18 protein-coding genes are annotated in these 18,722 nt (G+C 67.1%); 6 read left to right on the forward strand and 12 right to left on the reverse strand.

All coding sequences use genetic code 11. From position 1 onward, the window contains the following. Positions 1–43: 43 nt before the first annotated feature. The 6 genes from asd to J1902_RS03945 form a co-directional block, all read right to left on the reverse strand. A complete protein-coding gene (gene asd, locus J1902_RS03920) occupies positions 44–1,174 on the reverse strand; it encodes an aspartate-semialdehyde dehydrogenase (protein WP_207614958.1) in 1,131 nt (376 codons plus the stop codon). Positions 1,175–1,284: 110 nt separating this feature from the next. Continuing rightward, complete coding sequence (locus J1902_RS03925) at positions 1,285–1,506, reverse strand: NF038396 family protein (RefSeq protein WP_207614959.1); 222 nt, start codon at positions 1,504–1,506, stop codon at positions 1,285–1,287. Between the two features lie 7 nt (positions 1,507–1,513). Next, entirely contained in the window at positions 1,514–2,113 is a 600-nt protein-coding gene (locus tag J1902_RS03930) for a dihydrofolate reductase (protein WP_207614960.1), read from the reverse strand. After that, positions 2,110–2,913 carry a thymidylate synthase gene (locus J1902_RS03935; RefSeq protein ID WP_207614961.1) on the reverse strand — a complete coding sequence of 268 codons (804 nt, stop codon included), beginning with the start codon at positions 2,911–2,913 and terminating at the stop codon, positions 2,110–2,112. Before J1902_RS03935 ends, J1902_RS03930 begins: the two co-directional genes overlap by 4 nt. Beyond that, a complete protein-coding gene (locus J1902_RS03940) occupies positions 2,910–3,305 on the reverse strand; it encodes a GntR family transcriptional regulator (protein ID WP_207614962.1) in 396 nt (131 codons plus the stop codon). The genes J1902_RS03935 and J1902_RS03940 overlap by 4 nt, the downstream gene beginning before the upstream one ends. Next, on the reverse strand, positions 3,302–4,984 hold the full coding sequence (locus J1902_RS03945; RefSeq protein WP_207614963.1) for a hypothetical protein: 1,683 nt from the start codon (positions 4,982–4,984) through the stop codon (positions 3,302–3,304). Before J1902_RS03945 ends, J1902_RS03940 begins: the two co-directional genes overlap by 4 nt. A 242-nt stretch (positions 4,985–5,226) precedes the next feature. Between J1902_RS03945 and J1902_RS03950 the strand changes: the two genes are divergently transcribed. After that, the gene (locus J1902_RS03950) at positions 5,227–6,411 is read left to right on the forward strand and encodes a metallophosphoesterase family protein (protein ID WP_307794361.1); all 1,185 of its coding nucleotides are present in this window, start codon (positions 5,227–5,229) and stop codon (positions 6,409–6,411) included. A gap of 70 nt (positions 6,412–6,481) precedes the next feature. Here the strand turns inward: J1902_RS03950 and J1902_RS03955 are convergent, their stop codons facing one another. From J1902_RS03955 to J1902_RS03970, 4 genes are all read right to left on the reverse strand, one after another. After that, positions 6,482–7,450 (reverse strand): NUDIX hydrolase, encoded by a 969-nt coding sequence (locus J1902_RS03955; RefSeq protein ID WP_207614964.1) that lies wholly within the window; start codon positions 7,448–7,450, stop codon positions 6,482–6,484. A 9-nt stretch (positions 7,451–7,459) separates the two neighbouring features. After that, the gene (locus J1902_RS03960) at positions 7,460–9,709 is read right to left on the reverse strand and encodes an RNA degradosome polyphosphate kinase (protein WP_207614965.1); all 2,250 of its coding nucleotides are present in this window, start codon (positions 9,707–9,709) and stop codon (positions 7,460–7,462) included. A 100-nt stretch (positions 9,710–9,809) separates the two neighbouring features. Next, positions 9,810–10,781, reverse strand: a complete 972-nt coding sequence (mshD, locus tag J1902_RS03965) for a mycothiol synthase (RefSeq protein WP_207614966.1) — start codon at positions 10,779–10,781, stop codon at positions 9,810–9,812. 267 nt (positions 10,782–11,048) lie between these two features. After that, positions 11,049–11,747 (reverse strand): winged helix-turn-helix transcriptional regulator, encoded by a 699-nt coding sequence (locus J1902_RS03970; protein WP_207614967.1) that lies wholly within the window; start codon positions 11,745–11,747, stop codon positions 11,049–11,051. Positions 11,748–12,005: 258 nt separating this feature from the next. Here J1902_RS03970 and J1902_RS03975 point away from each other — a divergent pair, with 258 nt between their 5' ends. The 5 genes from J1902_RS03975 (at position 12,006) to J1902_RS03995 (ending at position 16,725) form a co-directional block, all read left to right on the forward strand. Further along, entirely contained in the window at positions 12,006–12,740 is a 735-nt protein-coding gene (locus J1902_RS03975) for a permease (RefSeq protein ID WP_207614968.1), read from the forward strand. A 167-nt stretch (positions 12,741–12,907) separates the two neighbouring features. Continuing rightward, a complete protein-coding gene (locus tag J1902_RS03980) occupies positions 12,908–13,507 on the forward strand; it encodes a nitrobindin family protein (RefSeq protein ID WP_207614969.1) in 600 nt (199 codons plus the stop codon). A 99-nt stretch (positions 13,508–13,606) separates the two neighbouring features. Then, positions 13,607–14,692, forward strand: coding sequence for a CAF17-like 4Fe-4S cluster assembly/insertion protein YgfZ (gene ygfZ / locus J1902_RS03985; protein ID WP_207614970.1), 1,086 nt, complete (start codon positions 13,607–13,609; stop codon positions 14,690–14,692). Then, entirely contained in the window at positions 14,689–15,108 is a 420-nt protein-coding gene (locus J1902_RS03990; protein WP_207614971.1) for an ankyrin repeat domain-containing protein, read from the forward strand. Before ygfZ ends, J1902_RS03990 begins: the two co-directional genes overlap by 4 nt. A 75-nt stretch (positions 15,109–15,183) precedes the next feature. Next, positions 15,184–16,725, forward strand: a complete 1,542-nt coding sequence (locus J1902_RS03995) for a DHA2 family efflux MFS transporter permease subunit (RefSeq protein WP_207614972.1) — start codon at positions 15,184–15,186, stop codon at positions 16,723–16,725. Positions 16,726–16,728: 3 nt separating this feature from the next. Here the strand turns inward: J1902_RS03995 and J1902_RS04000 are convergent, their stop codons facing one another. Then, the gene (locus J1902_RS04000) at positions 16,729–17,478 is read right to left on the reverse strand and encodes a GNAT family N-acetyltransferase (protein WP_207614973.1); all 750 of its coding nucleotides are present in this window, start codon (positions 17,476–17,478) and stop codon (positions 16,729–16,731) included. Between the two features lie 42 nt (positions 17,479–17,520). After that, positions 17,521–18,546, reverse strand: a complete 1,026-nt coding sequence (locus tag J1902_RS04005) for an ATP-dependent 6-phosphofructokinase (RefSeq protein ID WP_207614974.1) — start codon at positions 18,544–18,546, stop codon at positions 17,521–17,523. Positions 18,547–18,722: the final 176 nt, after the last annotated feature.

Genomic DNA, 18,722 nt, shown 5'->3' on the forward strand with positions numbered 1-18,722 from the left:
ACAGCAACGGAACAGCGGGCCAAAGACGGACGAACGGACCGGCCTAGAGCTTGCCCGTGGCGATGTTCAGCATGCGGCGCAGCGGCTCGGCCGCGCCCCACAGGAGCTGGTCGCCCACGGTGAAGGCACTGATGTACTCCGGGCCCATCTCCATCTTGCGGATGCGGCCAACCGGGATCTCCAGCGTGCCGGAGGCAGCCACGGGGGTGAGGTCCGCCATGGAGGCTTCCTTGGTGTTGGGAACCACCTTGGCCCATTCGTTGTCCTCGGCCAGGAGCTTCTCGATCTCCGCGACGGACAGGTCCTCGCGCAGCTTGAGGGTCAGTGCCTGGGAGTGCGAGCGCATGGCGCCGATGCGGACGCACAGGCCGTCCATGATGATCCGGCTGTCGCCCGAAGTGCCCAGGATCTTGTTGGTCTCCACCCCGGCCTTCCACTCTTCCTTGGACTGGCCGTTGCCCAGGTCTGCGTCGATCCAGGGGATCAGCGAGCCGGCCAGCGGCACGCCGAACTGGGTGGCGTCGATGTCGGTGCGCTGGTGCGCCAGGACCTTGCGGTCGATTTCGAGAATGGCGGATGCGGGGTCGTCGAGTTCGCTGCTGACCTCGTTGTTGAGGGTGCCGAACTGGTTGAGCAGTTCACGCATGTGGCGGGCGCCGCCGCCGGATGCAGCCTGGTAGGTCATGGAGGTGCCCCACTCGACCAGCCCGTTCTTGAACAGGCCGCCGAGGCCCATCAGCATGCAGGACACGGTGCAGTTGCCGCCGATGAAGTCCTTGGTGCCGTTGGCGAGGCCCTTGTCAATGACGTCGCGGTTGATCGGGTCCAGGACGATGATCGAGTCGTCGTTCATGCGCAGCGTGGAGGCAGCGTCGATCCAGAGGCCGTCCCAGCCACGGCTGCGGAGTTCGCCGTGGACCTGCTTGGTGTAGTCGCCGCCCTGTGCGGTGACAATAATCGGCAGCTTCGACAATGTCTCAATATCGAACGCGTCCTCGAGCTTGCCTGCCCCATCGGCGAAGGACGGGGCGGCACCTCCTGCGTTCGAGGTGGAGAAAAATACCGGGTTGATGTTGGCGAAGTCGTTCTCTTCCTGCATGCGGTGCATCAGGACGGAACCGACCATGCCACGCCAACCGACCAGTCCAACGGACGGATTAGCTGCTGTAGTCATTGGACCAGTCTAAACTTTCCCAGCGAACTGTCGCCGTCGGTTACGTCACGGACGCGGAATGCCCGACGCCGGCACTCGCCCCAACGCGGTCCGGCACCGTTCGTACGGAACTACTCCCCGGCGTCGGGCTCCTGCAGCAGCGCAGCCTTCCGGGCCCGCAGGGCAAAGAACGCGCCGAACGCGAACACCTGGGTGACGACCACCAGCACGATGATGCCCGGGATCTTGTTGCCGCCCAGGATCATGGTGAGGCCCACGATCGCGGACAGCAGCGCGAACAGCGGCAGGAGCATGTAGCCCAGCACGAAGAGGGTTTCGGGTTTCTTCAGCATGTCTTTTCTAGCCTTCCGCCCGGCGCCACGAGGTGAACCGGTAATTTGTGCCGTTCTTGGCGGTGAGCCAGCCCTGGGCCGGCACCATGGTGTCGAATGTCCAGTTTTCGTCCAGCTCGGGGGCGAAGGTATCGCCATTGCTTTCGGAATCGATGATGGTCACCACGGCGATGTTGGCGATGTCCATGGACTGGCGGAAGATTTCGCCGCCGCCGATGATCCAGACTTTTTGCCCGCCGGGGGCGAACTGCGATTCGAGCAGCGCCTCATCGAGCGAACGGACCACGACGGCGCCGCTCGCCTGGGGCGTCTGTGCCCAGTCTTTCTGCCGGGTGACCACGATGTTGGTCCGGCCGGGCAGCGGGCGGTACTTCGCCGGGAAGGACTCCCAGGTCTTGCGGCCCATGATGACCGGGTGGCCGGTGGTGAGCCTGCTGAAGTGCTTCAGGTCCTCGGGCAGGTGCCACGGCATGCCGCCGTCCTTGCCGATCACGCCGCCGCTGGTCTGTGCCCAGATCAGGCCGATGCCCGTCATGGAGGCCGCGGTGGCTTCAGTGAAGATGAGCTCCGGGAGGGCGCCGGGCGTGGAGTCGTCGGGGGTGCTCATACGGCGATCGGTGCCTTGATGGTGGGGTGGTGGCGGTAGTTGACCACTTCGAATTCTTCCAGTGTGTAGTCGAAAATGGAGTCCGGCTTGCGCCGGATCTTCAGCTGCGGGTACTCGTACGGCTCGCGGCTGAGCTGTTCGCCGACCTGCTCCACATGGTTGTCGTAGATGTGCACATCGCCGCCGGTCCAGACGAACTCGCCCGGCTGCAGGCCCAGCTGTTGCGCCACCATGCACGTCAGCAGGGCGTAGGAGGCGATGTTGAAGGGCACGCCCAGGAAGGTGTCCGCGGAGCGCTGGTAGAGCTGGCAGGAGAGTTTGCCGTCCGCCACGTAGAACTGGAAGAACGCGTGGCACGGCGGCAGGGCCATGTCCTTGAGCTCGGAAACGTTCCAGGCCGAGACGATGTGCCGGCGTGAATCCGGGTTCGCTGCCAGGTTGTCCATGAGCTCGGCGATCTGGTCGATGTGGCCGCCGTCGGGAGTGGGCCAGCTGCGCCACTGCACGCCGTACACCGGGCCCAGTTCGCCGTCGGCGTCCGCCCATTCGTCCCAGATGGTGACGCCCTGCTCCTGCATCCACTTCACGTTCGAATCGCCGCGCAGGAACCACAGCAGCTCCACCGCCACGGACTTGAAGTGCACCCGCTTGGTGGTGATCAGCGGGAAGCTCTCGGCGAGGTCGAAGCGCAGCTGGCGGCCGAAAACGCTGCGTGTGCCGGTGCCGGTGCGGTCCGACTTGTGCGTGCCGTTGGCCATGACGTCGCGCAGGAGGTCTTCATATGGGGTGGGGATGCTCACCCCTCCAGCTTACTTGCCAGCCGGCCGCGGAGCAGATCGATGATCGTTTCGTCACTCACACCGGCAGCACGGGCCGTCCGGATCAAGCCGTCGACGGCGGCAATCACCTCAGCGCCCGGTGCGGCAGCGGTGCTGCCGGGCTCCGCAGGGTGCCCGACGACGATTGTCCCGTTCCGCCGTCGGGATTCGATCAGCCCGGCCTGCTCCAGTTCCTTGTACGCCCGCGCGACGGTGCCGGCGGCGATGCCCAGGTCCGCCGCTAGGCTGCGGACAGTGGGCAGGCGGCTGCCCGCAGCCAGCACCCCGATGGCGATCAGCGAGCTGATCTGACCACGGATCTGCTCGTAGGGCGGGACCGCCGAGCTGAGGTCGACGGAGATCCGGGGACTCACCGCGACGCGTCCTCGGTCCGGTTGTCGGCCGGCGAGGGGAGGTCCCGGAAGAACCGGCGGACGGGGGTGACCGCAATGGCCACGGCCACGGCGGCAAGCACTGCGCCGGCCGCGATGGCCGCTGGCGCATCCTCGGGAACGAAGCTCCGGGGGTCCCGGAAGAGCGGCGGCAAGGCGTGGCTGGTGGTCATCAGTACCAGGCCGGCCTGGAACAGGCAATAGGCGGCAAGCGTGCGCACAATGCGGTACACGGAAATCGCGCGGAGCGCCCCATCCAGGCCGTGGCCGCCGCCTGCCTCCGGGACGCCCCGGCGGAACCGGGCCGCCAGCAGGGCGGCACCGCCGGCCGCCAGGACTGCGGCGGTCACCAGCGCCACCGCGGGCCAGACGGGTGCTTCGTGCAGGGCGTTCTGGCCCCCGCTGGTGATGACCAGGACGGACGCCAGCAGGAATGCCGCCACGATGGCCGTGGACAGCAGCCCCCGCGAGACCGGCTGCACGGGCCACTCCCGGGGAGAGTCCGCCCTTCCGTAGTTGGCCCTGATCACCAGCTCCCCGGCCGCGATGGCGAGGAGCAGCAGCACTGCGACGAAGGCCAGCATGCCGGGCAGCCCCCATGCGCCCGCCACCGTCAGGGCCCGGATGAGGAACAGTCCGCCCAGCAGAGAGACCGCGGCCACCACGCCGAGGCCCACGCCGATGGAGGCGGAAAGCCGCGCTGCAGGATGGGCCGTGGGGTCGTGGCTCAGGGGCGTACCGCGCTCCGCGGCCTTGGCGGCGGCGAGCGACGGCAGTTCGCCGGCAGGCCAGCACAACATGGCCAAGAGCACGATGAAGTTGAAGAGGACCGGAAGGTTCAGCCCCGCTATGGGCAGTCCGGGTCCGTCCGGGCGAAGGCCCGGCGGCGTCGCCAGGGCAAAGTTCCCGGCGACGGCGGCGAGGCCCGCCGCGATGGTGGACACTGTACGCAGCAGCCGGTTCATGGCGATGGTGCGCAGCGCGCGGTTGTCCGCGCCGTCGAGGGTTTCGAGGTGCCGGCGCCGGGCGATGAGCCACAGCACCAGCCAGGTGCCCGCCGCCAGGACCAGAAGGGCCCCGCCGAGCCACGCGGCGAGTTCGGCACCCGGGATCCGGCCGGCATGGCCGCCGTTGACGGGGCCACCGTAGACGGGGCCGCCGTTGACGGGGCCGCCCACGGCCGGTGTTGGCTGCGGCTCCGGCAGCACGGGGTCAAAGCCGGGCAAGGCCGAGATCTGCACGATGAACAGCAGGGACACCACGAAGACGCCGGCCGTGGTCCAGGCAAGCCCCCTGGGCAGGAAGTCACGGATTCTCCGGACCGCCAGCTCCGCATGCCTGCGCGCCTGCTTCGGGGCCGGGTAGCTCAGCTGCCCGATCGCATGGACGGCCAGCGCGGCCAGGACGGGCCAGCCCAGTGCCTGCAGCAGATCGGGTGCCGCGGACGGGGCGCTTCCTAGGACCGGGTTGCCCGGGATCTGTCCCGCGCGGACGGCGCCCTGGAGCGAGCTGGCCATCCAGCCGATGATGCCCACCCAGAGGGCGTGCTGGGAAACCGTCGCGGCGCTCGCCCCGACGCGCGGGGCCCACACCACCCAGCGCAGGAACAGGTAGACAACCACAGCCCCGCCCAGTGGGGCGAGCAGAGCCAGAGGTGGCAACTGGAACAACATGACAATGACCCCCAAGTCTTTGTATCAATGTACTAAGTATTTGATACAAAGATGCTTCGGTCAACGCGGATTCCGCGGGCTGCACAGCTGCGGCACACCCCTCCAGCAGGCCGCCGCCGCTAGTGAAACGTTTTATTCACCTTGTGCTCACCGAACGGCCATTCGGGAAACCTAGGGTCTCACAGGAAAATGCCCCACAACCCCGGGGCGAAAAGCGAGAAGAGGAATCCGTGAGCAGCAAAGCAACCACCTTCGACCTCAGCCGTAGGGCTGCCCTGGCCACAGCCGGCACGCTCGGTGCCATGGGGCTCATCGCCGCGTCCAGCGGCCTGGCCCAGGCTGCGCCCAAGCCGAAGGCGCCGCGCCCCACCCTGGCCTTCCGTCCCGACGGGAAGTTCAAGGTGGTCCAGTTCAACGACACCCAGGACGACGAGAAGACCGACCGGCGGACCATCGAACTGATGGAACGCACCCTGGACCAGGAAAAGCCCGACTTCGTGGTCATCAACGGCGACGTCATCAACGGCGGCTGCGACACCGAGTTGGAGGTCAAGGAAGCACTGAACCACGTTGTGCTGCCGATGGAGCGCCGCGGCATTCCCTGGGCCGTGACCTTCGGCAACCATGACGAGGACTCCGTGTCCCGCACCGGCATGACCGAGGCCAAAATGCTGGAATTCCTGCAGAGCTACGCGCATAACGTCAACGCGGACTCCGTCCCAGGCCTGACGGGAACCTCCAACACCCAGCTGCTCGTCCAGTCTGCCAAGTCTCAGGAACCTGCCTTCGGCCTGTGGCTGATCGACACCGGCCGCTATGCGCCGGACACCATCGACGGCCAGAACTTCGAGGGCTACCCCGACTGGGACTGGGTGCGCATGGACCAGGTCACCTGGTACCGCAACCAGTCCATCGCCACCGAGCAGAAGTACGGCAAAAAGATCCCGTCCCTCATGTGGGGACACATCGCCCTGCACGAGCACCGCAACATGTGGTTCGCCAGCCTCGATTCCCGTACTGCTGCCGACCACGCCCGTGCCCTGACGAAGCACTCAATCGTGGGCGAGCGCAACGAGGACGAGTGCCCGGGACCCATCAACTCGGGCCTGTTCAGCGCCTTCCTGGAGCGCGGGGATGTCCTCGGATACTTCGTGGGCCACGACCACGTCAACACCTACGTAGGTAACTACTACGGCGTGCAGCTCGGCTACGCGCCCGGAACGGGCTTCGGCGCCTACGGACTCAGCGGCGCTGAACGCAACCGCCTCCGCGGCGCCCGGGTCTTTGAGCTGGACGAGAACCAGCCCAAGGTGTACACCAACACGCGCCTGGTGTTTGCCAACGACTTCGGAATCGACCTGGTGGCCAATGACCAGCCGATCGTGCCCCTACCGCTGGACCCCGCCCAGCAGTAACCAGCCCAGCAGTAGCCCGCCCAGCAGCAGTCCGGCCGCATGGCCGGCGGTCGCAGGACCGCCGGCCACGCTAGTCGTCGAAGGGCCTGACCTGTTCGACGGCGACCACCTTGCGCGAGCTGCCGCGGAGCACGTGGCACACGATCACCTCACCCGGGACCAGGTAGGGGTCAACCGTGGGCAGCAGCTCCCGCAGTATGGGGGACATGTGCTGGCCGAGCTGCTTCAGGACCGTGGGAAGCGCGGGGCGGTGGGTGCAGAGGGCGCTGGGGCGCTGTTTGTCGAACAGGGACTCGACGGCGGCACCGGTCTTCTTCGGCGAACGGTGGTGGTTGTGTTCCGTGAGGGCATCCACCAGTTTCACCTTCGCCCCGCTGGCCTTGGCATACGGTGCAATCGTGGCGACGCAGCGCTTCCAGGGGCTGCTGACGATGCGCTGTGGCTTCCACACGTCCAGCAGGCGCTGGACGGCCAGCGCCTGGCGGAGTCCCGTGGCCGCGAGCGGCCGGTCGCCTTCCGCTTTGGTCCACGAGGACCGTGGCTTGGCCTTCGCATGGCGGACCAGCACCAGCGGCCAGGTGTCCAGCTCTCCGCGGATGTGGGCCTTCTCCAGGAACTCGAGGGGCTCGACGTCGGTCGGATTGCTCAGGAAGCCCGCGGCCTTGTCAGGGCTGCACCACATGACGCTGTCCACTTCCTTGCCATCGGGCCGCAGTGGCGTTCCGTTGATCTGGACGGCCCAGTAATGGACCACCTTCAGGCCTGCGGTGACGTGGTAGTGGATGGGCGGCAGCGGAATGCCAAGGGAGCCCTTGAAACCGATCTCTTCCTCCACCTCACGGGCGGCGCACTCGGGGACCGTTTCGCCGGCGTCGAGCTTTCCCTTGGGCCAGGACCAATCGTCGTACCTGGGCCGGTGGATCAGCAGGACCTCGAGGGCTCCCTTGTTGAGCCGCCACGGCAGGGCACCGGCCGCGACGACGGCGACGGCCTCGCCGGGATGGTCGGTCTGGTCGGCAATGGGGGTATCGCTTTTCAAGTCCGCTGCCTAGCGACGCGTGGCCGTGCGCTGCCGGGCCCGGGAATCCAGCAGCCAGGACTGCATGTCCAGCAGCGGGCTGCCGTCTTCGGCCTGGTGGTGCCGCGTCCAGTTCCCGTAGTTGTCCAGGTGCCAGCTTGCCGTTCCCGGGTCCAGGTACCGGCGCAGGAGGTCGAGGACCTGGGCCGCGTCATCCCGGTTGGACAGCTGCACCAGCGCCTCAACGCGGCGGTCGAGGTTGCGGTGCATCATGTCGGCCGAACCGATGTAGACCACAGGGTCGTTGGCGTTGGCGAAGGCAAACACCCTGGAGTGTTCCAGGAACCTGCCGAGCACGGAGCGGACCGTGATGTTCTCGCTCAGGCCGGGGACGCCGGGGCGCAGGGAGCATATGCCGCGGACCAGCACGTCCACCTTCACGCCTGCCTGCGAGGCCCGGTAGAGGGCATCGATGATGGCCTCGTCAACCATGGAGTTGACCTTGATCTGCACGCGGGACGCGATGCCTGCGCGGGCGTTCCGGATCTCGGCCTCGATCCTGTCGATCAGCCCGGAGCGTACGGAGCGCGGGGCCACGAGCAGCCGTTTGAACGTTGACTTGGGGGCGTAGCCGGAGAGCTGGTTGAAGAGCTTGGAGAGGTCCTCGCCCACCTGCTCGTTGGACGTCAGCAGGCCCAGGTCCTCGTAGTAGCGGGCTGTGCGCGGGTGGTAGTTGCCGGTGCCGATGTGGCAGTAGCGGCGCAGGCCGTCCACTTCCTGGCGCACCACCAGGGAGAGCTTGCAGTGCGTCTTCAGGCCCACGATGCCGTACACCACGTGCACGCCGGCCTGCTCCAGCTTGCGCGCCCAGGAAATGTTGGCCTGCTCGTCGAAGCGGGCCTTGATTTCCACCAGGGCCAGCACCTGCTTGCCGGCTTCGGCTGCATCGATCAGGGCATCCACGATGGGCGAGTCGCCGGAGGTGCGGTACAGGGTCTGCTTGATGGCCTGCACCTTGGGGTCCGCCGCAGCCTGTTCCAGGAAGGCCTGGACCGAGGTGGAGAAGGAATCGTAGGGGTGGTGCAGCAGGATGTCGCGGCGGCGCATGGCTGCGAAGACGTTGGCGGCCTTGGACGTCTCGGACTCGTTGAGGTAGCGCGAGGTGTGCGGGACGTGCTTGGGGTAGTGCAGGTCCGCGCGGTCGATCCCGCCGATCACGGACAAGCCACGCAGGTCCAGGGGCGCGGGGACCGAGTAGACCTCGGACTCCTCCACACCGAGTTCACGGACCAGCAGGGCCCGGATGTTCGGGTTGATGTCCGTGGTCACTTCAAGGCGGACGGGCGGGCCGAAGCGTCGGCGCAGCAGTTCCTTCTCGAGCGCCTGCAGCAGGTTCTCGGCATCGTCCTCTTCGACCTCGACGTCCTCGTTGCGGGTGACCCGGAAGGAGTGGTGCTCCAGGACCTCCATGCCGGGGAAGAGTTTGTCCAGATGGACGGCGATGACTTCCTCGAGGGCGATGAAACGCGCAACACGGCCCGGGACGGCGCCTGCACGGGGGCCGTCGATCGAGATGAGGCGGGGGAGCTGGTCCGGCACCTTGACCCTGGCGAACAGTTCCTTGTCGCTCACGGGGTTGCGGACCACCACGGCAAGGTTGAGCGAGAGCCCGGAGATGTAGGGGAACGGGTGGGCAGGGTCCACGGCCAGTGGCGTCAGGATGGGGAAGACCTTCTCCCGGAACATGACGTTCAGCTGGTGCTGGGCGTCTTCATCCAGTTCGTGCCAGTGCATGAGGTGGATGTGCTCATAGGCCAGGGCCGGGCGGAGCTGTTCAGCGAACACGCGGGCGTGGCGTTCCTGGAGCTTGTGGGCGGCCGCACCGATCTGCTCAAGGACCTCGATGGGGCTCAGCCCGGCGGGGGAGGGCACAGCCAGGCCGGTGGCGATGCGCCGCTTCAGGCCTGCCACGCGGACCATGAAGAACTCGTCCAGGTTGGAGGCGAAGATCGAAAGGAAGTTGACGCGTTCCAGCAGGAAAAGGTCCGGGTCCTCGGCGAGTTCGAGCACGCGGGCGTTGAAGGCCAGCCAGCTCAGTTCCCGGTCCAGGAAACGGTCAGGGGTGATGTCGCCTTCCGGCTCCAGGTTCGGCGCAAATTCGGGGATGTCGATGCGGTCCTGGGTGGCACGGGCGGCCGGGACTTCGGAGGAGCCAAAGCGTGCGGGCAGGGCCGGGCCCTTCTCCTGGGTTCGGGTGGTACCGACGGAGTCCGGTTGCATGGGGTCTCTCCTAAGCTCAGGACTGGTTTCCTCCCACATTACAAGCAATTCGCCCAGCCCGAATCCCGGAAGTCCCCGGCTTTCGGGCCGCCCGCCCAGGTTAATTCCTCGTCAACGGTCCGTACATGACGTCAACATCCCAGCGGACGAATCCCAGCTTCTGGTACAGGGCAACTGCCGCCGTGTTGTCCGCGTCGACGTAGAGCATCACGGCGTGCAGTTGCTGTTCCTGCAGGTGCTTGATGCCGGCAACGGTGAGGGCTTTGCCCAGCCCCATGCCTTGGGCAGCCGGGATTACGCCCACCACATAGACCTCTCCGATGGCGGGGTGCGGGCCCTGCCGCGGATGCACCTTGGTCCAGTGGAAGCCCAGCAGCTCCCCGGCGGCGTTCACGGCCAGCAGGAAACCGGCAGGATCAAACCAGTCCTCGGACATGCGGGCGTCCAGATCGGCCCGCGTCATCGCGCCCTGCTCCGGATGGTGGGCGAACGCCGCCCTGTTGGCGGCCAGCCAGGCGGACTCATCCTGGCCCGGCACGAAGGCGCGCAGCTCAACACCGTCCGGGAGGACGGCGTCGGGCAGCTCCGACGTGGAGGACATCAGCCGCATCTTCCACAGCTCGCGGACCGGTCCGTAGCCGAAGCGGGCAGCGAGCTCGGCGGCGGCCTCGTGGTTTCCGTGCGACCAGGCGCTGAGCCCGGCGAAGCCCCTGGCCTCGCCCAAGGCGCCCAGCAGCCGGCCGGCTACACCCTGGGTGCGGTAGGCGGGATGAACCGCGAGTTCCATGACGCCGCTGCCGTCTGCTGCTTCCACGACGACGGCGAGCCCCGCCAGATCCTGGGCGGTGGCGGGATCCGAGTCCTCGTCCGGGGCGTAGAGGGCCAGGGAGAGCAGCGAGTGGTCACCGGCGTCGGCGCCGCGCAGCATGACCATGGTCTGCTCGGAAAGCGGGGGGTTGCCGTCGGATTCCTCGGCGGCCGCGGCCAGCGTGCGGAAATCCCGCAGGAGCTCGTCGTCGACGGCGCCTTTGATGACGAGTACGGGCCAGGTATCCGGGTGCGCAGGATTCATGCTGCAAGGCTATACGCCCGGGCGGACTTTCGCCGGGCCGATTGCTGGGCCGATTGCCGGGCCGATTGCCGGGCCGATTTGAGGTCACGGCATGGTGCCGTGTAAGGTCTGTATCTCGTCCGGCTTTGCGAAGCAGGATCTGAGGGGGATCCACCACTGGGGTGGCCTCGATACGTTCGACCCGTATGTCCTCCACGCGCACCGGCCAGCCGGTACAAGGAAAGGCCCGGATTCATTGGAATCCGGGCCTTTCCTTTGCAGGTGTTCCTAGGCTTCCGAGAGCGAATCGTCGGGGAGCCGGACCAGCGTCAGGCGGTAGCCAACGTTGCGGACCGTGCTGATCAGGTTCTCGTGGTCCACGCCGAGCTTGGCGCGAAGGCGGCGGATGTGGACGTCAACGGTGCGCGTGCCGCCGTAGTAGTCGTAGCCCCACACCTCGGTCAGCAGCTGCTGGCGGGTGAACACGCGGCCCGGGTGCTGTGCCAGGTACTTGAGGAGCTCGAATTCCTTGAAGGTCAGGTTGAGCGGCTGGCCGCTCACACGGGCGGTGTAGCTTGCCTCGTCGATCACGACGCCGGCCGCCCGGATTTCGCTCTGCTTTTCCTCTTCGCCGGGGACGGCCCTGGCCATGGCCAGCCTGATGCGGGCCTCGACTTCGGCAGGGCCCGCGGAATCGAGCACGATGTCATCCACGGCCCACGCCGAGGAAACCGCGGCCATCCCGCCTTCCGTGAGGATCAGCATGAGGGGAGCGCTCAGGCCCGTGGCCTTGAGCAGCTGGGTGAGGGACCGGGCGCCCACCAGATCCTTGCGGGCATCAAGGAACACGATGTCGGTGGGGTCGGTTTCAAGCAGCGCAGTCGGCTCGGCAGCCAGGATGTGCACACGGTGGTTCAGGAGCTCCAAGGCAGGCAGGATGTCCACCGACGAGCCGGTGCTGTTCGTCAGGAGCAGGATGTGCGACATGGTTCCTCCAGTGGGCTGTCCGCGCATCATTGGGCGTCTGAACCGGGTTTCCACCGGCGTTTGGCGGCATTCTGCGGCGTCCTGCCCGTGGTGACGGGTGCGAACCACGGGAAGCGCCGTTGAAATTCGAGTATACCCACCAGGCCTTTCCGAGTCAGGGATTCGTGACGCCCAAACCAGCTGATTGCGACATATTTGTGCCGCATAGGGCAGGATTGGCAGGAGGTCGGAAGGCACAGCGAATTGAGGTCGGGCGCAGTGAAGTCTTGGAGCATCGGGGTAATCGGCCTCGCGGCGCTCGCAGCCATCGTCGCCGGCACCTATGGTTCCCGCGAGCTCATGCTCGCCATCGGGATCGCCGCTTCTGCCGCCGTCGGGATCGGCTGGCCGCACTTCCTGGCGGTTCCGGCCAAGAAGACCCTGGCCTCCGTCATCGGCCTTGCCGGTGCCGGCTCGGCTGCCGCCGCGTACTTCACTCCCGCTCCGGGGTTCCTGGACTGGACCCCCGCCTTCATCGCCCTCGGTGTGATCGCCGTGTTCATTATCCAGTTGGTCCGCGGCACGGGCCAAGTCCAGCGCCTCGAATCCACCCTCGGCTGCAGCGCGGGCGTGCTGCTCAGCTGCGTGGGCGCCGGCTGGATCGCCGCCGCCCGCTTCAACGGGGTCAAGGAAATGGTGCTGGTGGCCGGCCTGAGCGCCGCAGCCGCCCTGCTCGCCGGCATCATCCGGTGGCCGGACCGCATCGTGGCTCCGCTGGGCATCGTTGTTGCCGGGTTGATCGGCCCCCTGGCCGGCCTGGTCTTCTCTGACATTGCCGTGGTTCCGGCGGTGCTGGTGGGCGTTGTCCTGGGCTCGGTGCTGGTCAGTTTCCGCCGGATGGCCACCCTGCGGCGCGGCCGCCTGAACGTCGCCGCGGCGCTGGGCATGGGCGTCGCCCCGGTCTGGGCCGTCGGCGCCCTTGCCTACTTCATAGACAAACTACTCATCTACTAACGGTTAGGATGGCATCATGTCCGTACTTGCATTTGAAATCTTCTTCCTCGTCCTGCTCGGCATTGCCAGCATTGCCATGGCCTGGTTCGCAGGCTTTGTGGTCTACCGACTTTTCAAGGGCCAGAAGTAGATCCTGCTGACCCTGCAGTCCACCTGAGGTAATTGCCGTGCCTATCGAGATTCCAACAGACCTGACGCCCGAACTCGTCCCCCTATCCTGGCTCATCGGTGAGTGGGAAGGCCGTGGCCGGCTCGGCGCCGGTGAGGAGGATTCGGGACACTTCGTGCAACATGTCTCCTTCACCCACAACGGCCTGCCGTACTTGCAGTACCGTGCTGAAAGCTGGATCAGCGACGACGACGGCGCAAAGCTGCGCCCGCTGACCGTCGAGACCGGCTTTTGGGCGCTGGAGCGCAAGCTCCAGGAGGGCGACGGCGGTCCCGGCCTGATCCCGGCGGACATCGTCCCCGTGCTCAGGACCGCGGACGAAGTCGAGGAACGCCGGAACAAGGACGGCGGCTTCGACCTCACCGTCTCGATTGCCCACCCCGGCGGCATCACGGAACTGTACTACGGGCAGATCAAGGGCCCACAGATCCAGCTCACCACCGACATGGTGATGCGCGGCAGCCACTCCAAGGAGTACACGGCCGCCACCCGCATCTACGGCCTGGTGGATGGCAACCTTCTGTGGCGCTGGGATGTGGCTGCCGAGGGCAAATCCCTCGAAGCCCACGCCTCGGCCTTCCTGCACAAGGTTTCTTAACACAAGGTTTCCTGACCACCCGCGTCGAGCCGTACCCGGGCAACCGTTTTGATTCCAAAAACCCGGAATACCGCTGAGCCCCAAGGACTTGTACTGGATATGACTTACACGAGCCTTTTGTTGTCGCGCCCTGGCGCCGTTGAGGCCACCGGCATGGACGCCGGCGTCGCGGCCCACTACGGCGAGCCGCTGCGCGAGCAGCGCGCCCTGGCCGCGGGGACCGCCGTCGTCGATCTCTCCCACCGCGGCGTGGTGACGGTCTCCGGTCCGGACCGGCTCAGCTGGCTCAACACGCTCTCCTCGCAGCAGCTCACCAACCTCCAGCCGCGCGTCTCCAGCGAACTGCTGATGCTCACCCTCCAGGGCCGCATCGAGTTCGATGCACGGGTGGTGGACGACGGCGGGACCACCTGGCTGATCGTCGAGGCTGCCGAGGCCGTTCCGCTGGCGGAGTGGCTGAACAAGATGAAGTTCATGCTGCGGGTTGAGATCGCCGACGTGTCCGCGGACTGGGGCGTGCTGGCTTCCACCAAGGCCGTTGAGGCGTGGGCCGGGTGGCTCGTGTGGGAGGACCCGTGGCCGCACGTGGGTGCAGGCGGCTATTCCTACAGTGCTGTAGAGGAGGACTCGCACCCGGGGCTTGAGCGGCCGTGGTTCGAATATCTCGTGCCCGTCGCTGAACTTGAGGCCGCCGTCGGCGATTTGCCGCTGGCCGGCGCCATGGCCGTCGAGGCCCTGCGCATCGCCGCCTGGCGTCCGAGGCTCGGCGCCGAGACGGACGACAAGACCATCCCGCACGAACTGGACCTGCTGCGGACCTCGGTGCACCTGTCCAAGGGCTGCTACAAGGGCCAAGAAACCATCGCCCGCGTGCACAACCTGGGGCATCCGCCGCGGCGCCTCGTTTTCCTGCAGCTTGACGGCTCCCAGCACACGCTTCCTGCTGCCGGCAGCGGTGTATTTGCCGGGGAACGCAAGGTGGGTACGCTGACTTCTGTGGCGCAGCACTTCGAGATGGGCCCGGTGGCGCTGGCCGTCATCAAGCGGTCCGTCCCGGCCGACGAGGTCCTGACCGTGATGGACGGCGAGGAACCCTATGTCGCGGCCCAGGAAGTGATCGTCGCCCCCGACGCCGGCCAGGTCGTCGGGCGCCAGTCCGGATTCCTGAAGGGACCACACCGATGAGCCAGCCCACCGGCCCCGAGGTCGCCAACACGACGTCCGCCGTCGACGACGAAACGCTCGAACTGGCCCACATGCTGTTCGATGCGGCGCGGGACGGCGATATCGAGGCGCTCAGGAGCTACCTGGACGCCGGCGCCCCCGCCACCCTGACCAACGCGGCGGGCGACTCCCTGCTCATGCTCGCCGCCTACCACGGGCATGAAGAGACGGTACAGCTGCTCCTGCACCACGATGCGGATGCCAACGGGGCCAACGACCGCGGGCAGACGCCGCTGGCGGGCGCCGTCTTCAAGGGGTACACGGCCGTCGCCCGTGTACTGCTCGACGCCGGGGCGGACCCCGACGCCGGATCGCCCACCGCGCGCGAAGCCGCCACAATGTTTGCCCGCACCGAGATCCTCGACCTCCTGGCTTAGCGGGACACTTTTGCCCGTCCGGGAAGCACCCACCCAACGGCTGCGACTTTCCTGCTCCGCTGCGAAAGGAATCCCTTGGAAAACGTAGCCAAACCGTGGCCCGCACTGTGGTCCCTCGTGATCGGGTTCTTCATGATCCTGATCGACACCACCATCGTCTCCGTGGCGAATCCCCGCATCATGGAGGGGCTCAACACGGACATCAACGCCGTCATCTGGGTCACCAGTGCCTATCTGCTGGCCTACGCCGTGCCCCTGCTCATCACCGGGCGCCTGGGTGACCGTTTCGGCCCCAAGAACCTGTACCTGAGCGGATTGGTGGTCTTCACCCTGGCCTCGCTCTGGTGCGGGCTCTCCGGCGACATCGGCATGCTGATCGCCGCCCGGGCCGTGCAGGGCATCGGCGCGGCCATGATGACGCCGCAGACCATGGCCGTCATCACCCGCATCTTCCCGCCGGACCGCCGCGGCGCCGCCATGGGCCTGTGGGGCGCCACCGCGGGCATGGCCATCCTCATCGGACCCATCCTGGGCGGCGTGCTGGTGGACGGCCTGGGCTGGGCGTGGATTTTCTTCGTCAACGTCCCCATCGGCGTCGTGGCCTTCATTCTCGTGACCCGCCTCGTTCCGAAGCTGAGCACGCACAACCACAAGTTCGATGTGCTGGGCGTGGTGCTGTCCGCCGTCGGCATGTTCCTGCTGGTATTCGGCATCCAGGAAGGCCAGAGCTTCAGGTGGGGGACCGTCACCGGGCCCGTCACCGTGTGGGGCCTGATCATCACCGGCATCGTTGTCCTCGCGGCGTTCGTGGTGTGGCAGTGGCTGCTGGAGCGCCGCGGCGGCGAGCCTCTCCTGCCGCTGGGCCTGTTCAAGGACCGCAACTTCTCCCTGGGCAACACCACCATCATGGCCGTGGGCTTCACCATCACGGCGTTCCCGCTGCCCACCATCTTCTACTACCAGGTGGTCCGCGGCCTGACCCCCACGCAGTCCGCGCTGCTCATGATCCCCATGGCCGTGATTTCCGGTGCGCTGGCACCCTTCGTGGGCAAGCTGATCGACCGCGTCAACCCGCGCTGGTTCGCCGCCTTCGGCCTCGTCTGCCTGGCCGGGGCCCTGTTCTGGACATCGGCCCTGCTTACCCCGGACACGCCCATCTGGATGTTCCTGCTGCCCAGTGCCCTGCAGGGCGTGGCCAACGGCTTCATCTGGGGCCCGGTCTCCAATGCGACCACGCGCAACCTCCCGCCGCGCCAGGCCGGTGCCGGCTCCGGCGTCTTCAACACCACCCGCCAGATCGGCGCCGTCCTGGGCTCAGCAGCCATTGCGGCCCTCATCCAGGCCAGACTCGCGGCAGAGCTGCCCGCCGCACCGGCCGGAGCCCCCGCCAGCGAAGCCGGTCTCACGGGCCAGCTGCCGGAGTACCTGCACGCGGGCTTCTCGACGGCGATGGGCCAGTCAGTCCTCCTGCCCGCCTTCGCGATTCTCCTCGGAACGGCGGTGGCCTTGTTCTTCGGCAAGCCGAAGGCCGTGCAGGGCTGGGGCGCGCCGGCCAAGGACGCTGCGGATACGGAAGCCCGGACCGATACCCGGGCCGCTGCTGCGAATCAGGGTTAGGCGTCAGCCGAGGCGGACGCTGGCGTGGATCCCGCCGGTGACGAAGCCCAGGCTCCGGGCGATGGCCAGGGAACCGGTGTTGCTGACATCGGCCTGCCACTGCAACGTCAGCCCTGCCGCAAGGGCCTCATGGGCGGCCACGGAGGCCGCCAGGGAACCGAGCCCGCGGCGCCGCCATTGAGGGGCCACCAAGACGCCCATGTTGGCCAACAGGCCTTCCCATTCGCCGTAGGCACCGCAGGCAACCGGCCCGGGATGCTCTTCATCCGGGTGCATGATGGTGAAATGGTGCTCCAGCCCGGACAGGCCTGCCTCGTTGACGTCGTCCGGCGGGCACAGGCTTTCGAGCTCGATGACCTCGGGGTTGCCGTGGGAGATGGTCAGCTCCTCGGCTGCCTGGACCAACGGCAGCTCGTCCGCGAAGAACAGGGCCGCCGAACCCAGGCCGTGCCCGCCATGGGTCCGTGTGATTGTCAGCAGGGTGAGGTGCTGTGCGAGTTCCTCGTCGGGAATCCCGACGGCGGCGTCCAAGGCCCACTGCGGACCAACCAAGGCGGACACCCCAAAGAGCCGCACGAATTCCACGGTCTTGGCGGCGTCGTCGGCGAGCGTGATGCGTCCGGCCGTGCTTCCTGCGTCGGGGGGGGCACTGGCGATGCGGGCGGCCGCAGCAGCGAAGGCGTGGTCGTCGATCCCCAAATGGCGGGCCCACGCCAGCTGGATGATGTCAGCGGACGTGGGCTCCAATGTCATGGCTTCAGCCTACCGCCCCGCGGGGCGGCAAGCTGAGGATGCTCAGCCGAACAGTACCGAGGCTTCGTCGTAGCGGTGCTGGGGAACGGTCTTGAGCTTGCCGAGGGCCTCTTCGAAGCCGACATGCGAAATGTCCGTGCCCTTGAGTGCCACCATGGTTCCCCAGCGGCCTTCCACCACGGAGTCGATCGCGGCCATGCCCAGCCGGGTGGCCAGGACGCGGTCGAAAGCCGAGGGGACGCCGCCGCGCTGGATGTGGCCCAGGATGGTGGCGCGGGTCTCGATGCCCGTGCGTGCTTCGATTTCCGGAGCCAGCTGGTCTGCGATGCCGCCCAGGCGGGGCCGGCCGAAGGTGTCCAGGCCGCGCTCGGAGTGCGGGGATTCCATGTGCTCCGGCACAAAGCCCTCGGCCACCACAACCAGCGGCGCGCGGCCACGGTCGTGGGCTTCCTGGACCCATTCGGTGATCTGCTCGATGCTGGTGTTCTGTTCGGGGATCAGGATCGCGTGGGCGCCGGCGGCCATGCCTGCGTGCAGGGCAATCCAGCCTACGTGGCGGCCCATGACCTCGGCGATCATGCAGCGGTGGTGGGACTCGCCCGTGGTGCGGAGGCGGTCGATGGCCTCGGTGGCGATCTGGACCGCGGTGTCGAAGCCGAAGGTGTAGTCGGTGGCGTCGAGGTCGTTGTCCACGGTCTTGGGGACGCCCACGATCTTGAGGCCGGCATCCGTGAGGCGCTTGGCTGCGGCCAGGGTGCCTTCGCCGCCGATCGCGATGATGGCGTCGATGCCGAGGCGGTCCATGTGGGCCTTGATGACCTCGGGGCCGCCGCCGTTTTCGAAGGGGTTGGTGCGGGACGTGCCCAGGATGGTGCCGCCTTGCTTGGCGATGCCGCGGACCATGGTGCGGGGGATGTCGATGACATCACCTTCCACAACGCCGCGCCAACCGTCCCGGAACCCGACGAATTCCTGCCCGTGGATGGCGATGCCCTTCAATACGGCGCCTCGGATGACGGCGTTAAGTCCGGGGCAGTCGCCACCGCTGGTGAGAATTCCAATTTTCATGTGTGCGCTCAAATCATGGCTTGGAGGAATACATGCAGAGCGCCACGCTGAGCTCCCAATGATTGTAGGCAGCTATGTGGGTTGCGACACAAATGGTTACATCCAGCCGGGCCGTGCGGTAGTGGCAATCCGGCGGCAACAAGCCAACGGAGAAGCGCCCGGCCGGCATGGGCGGG

The sequence above is a fragment of the Arthrobacter cavernae genome (genome assembly GCF_017368795.1).
Taxonomy (GTDB): Bacteria; Actinomycetota; Actinomycetes; order Actinomycetales; family Micrococcaceae; genus Arthrobacter; species Arthrobacter cavernae.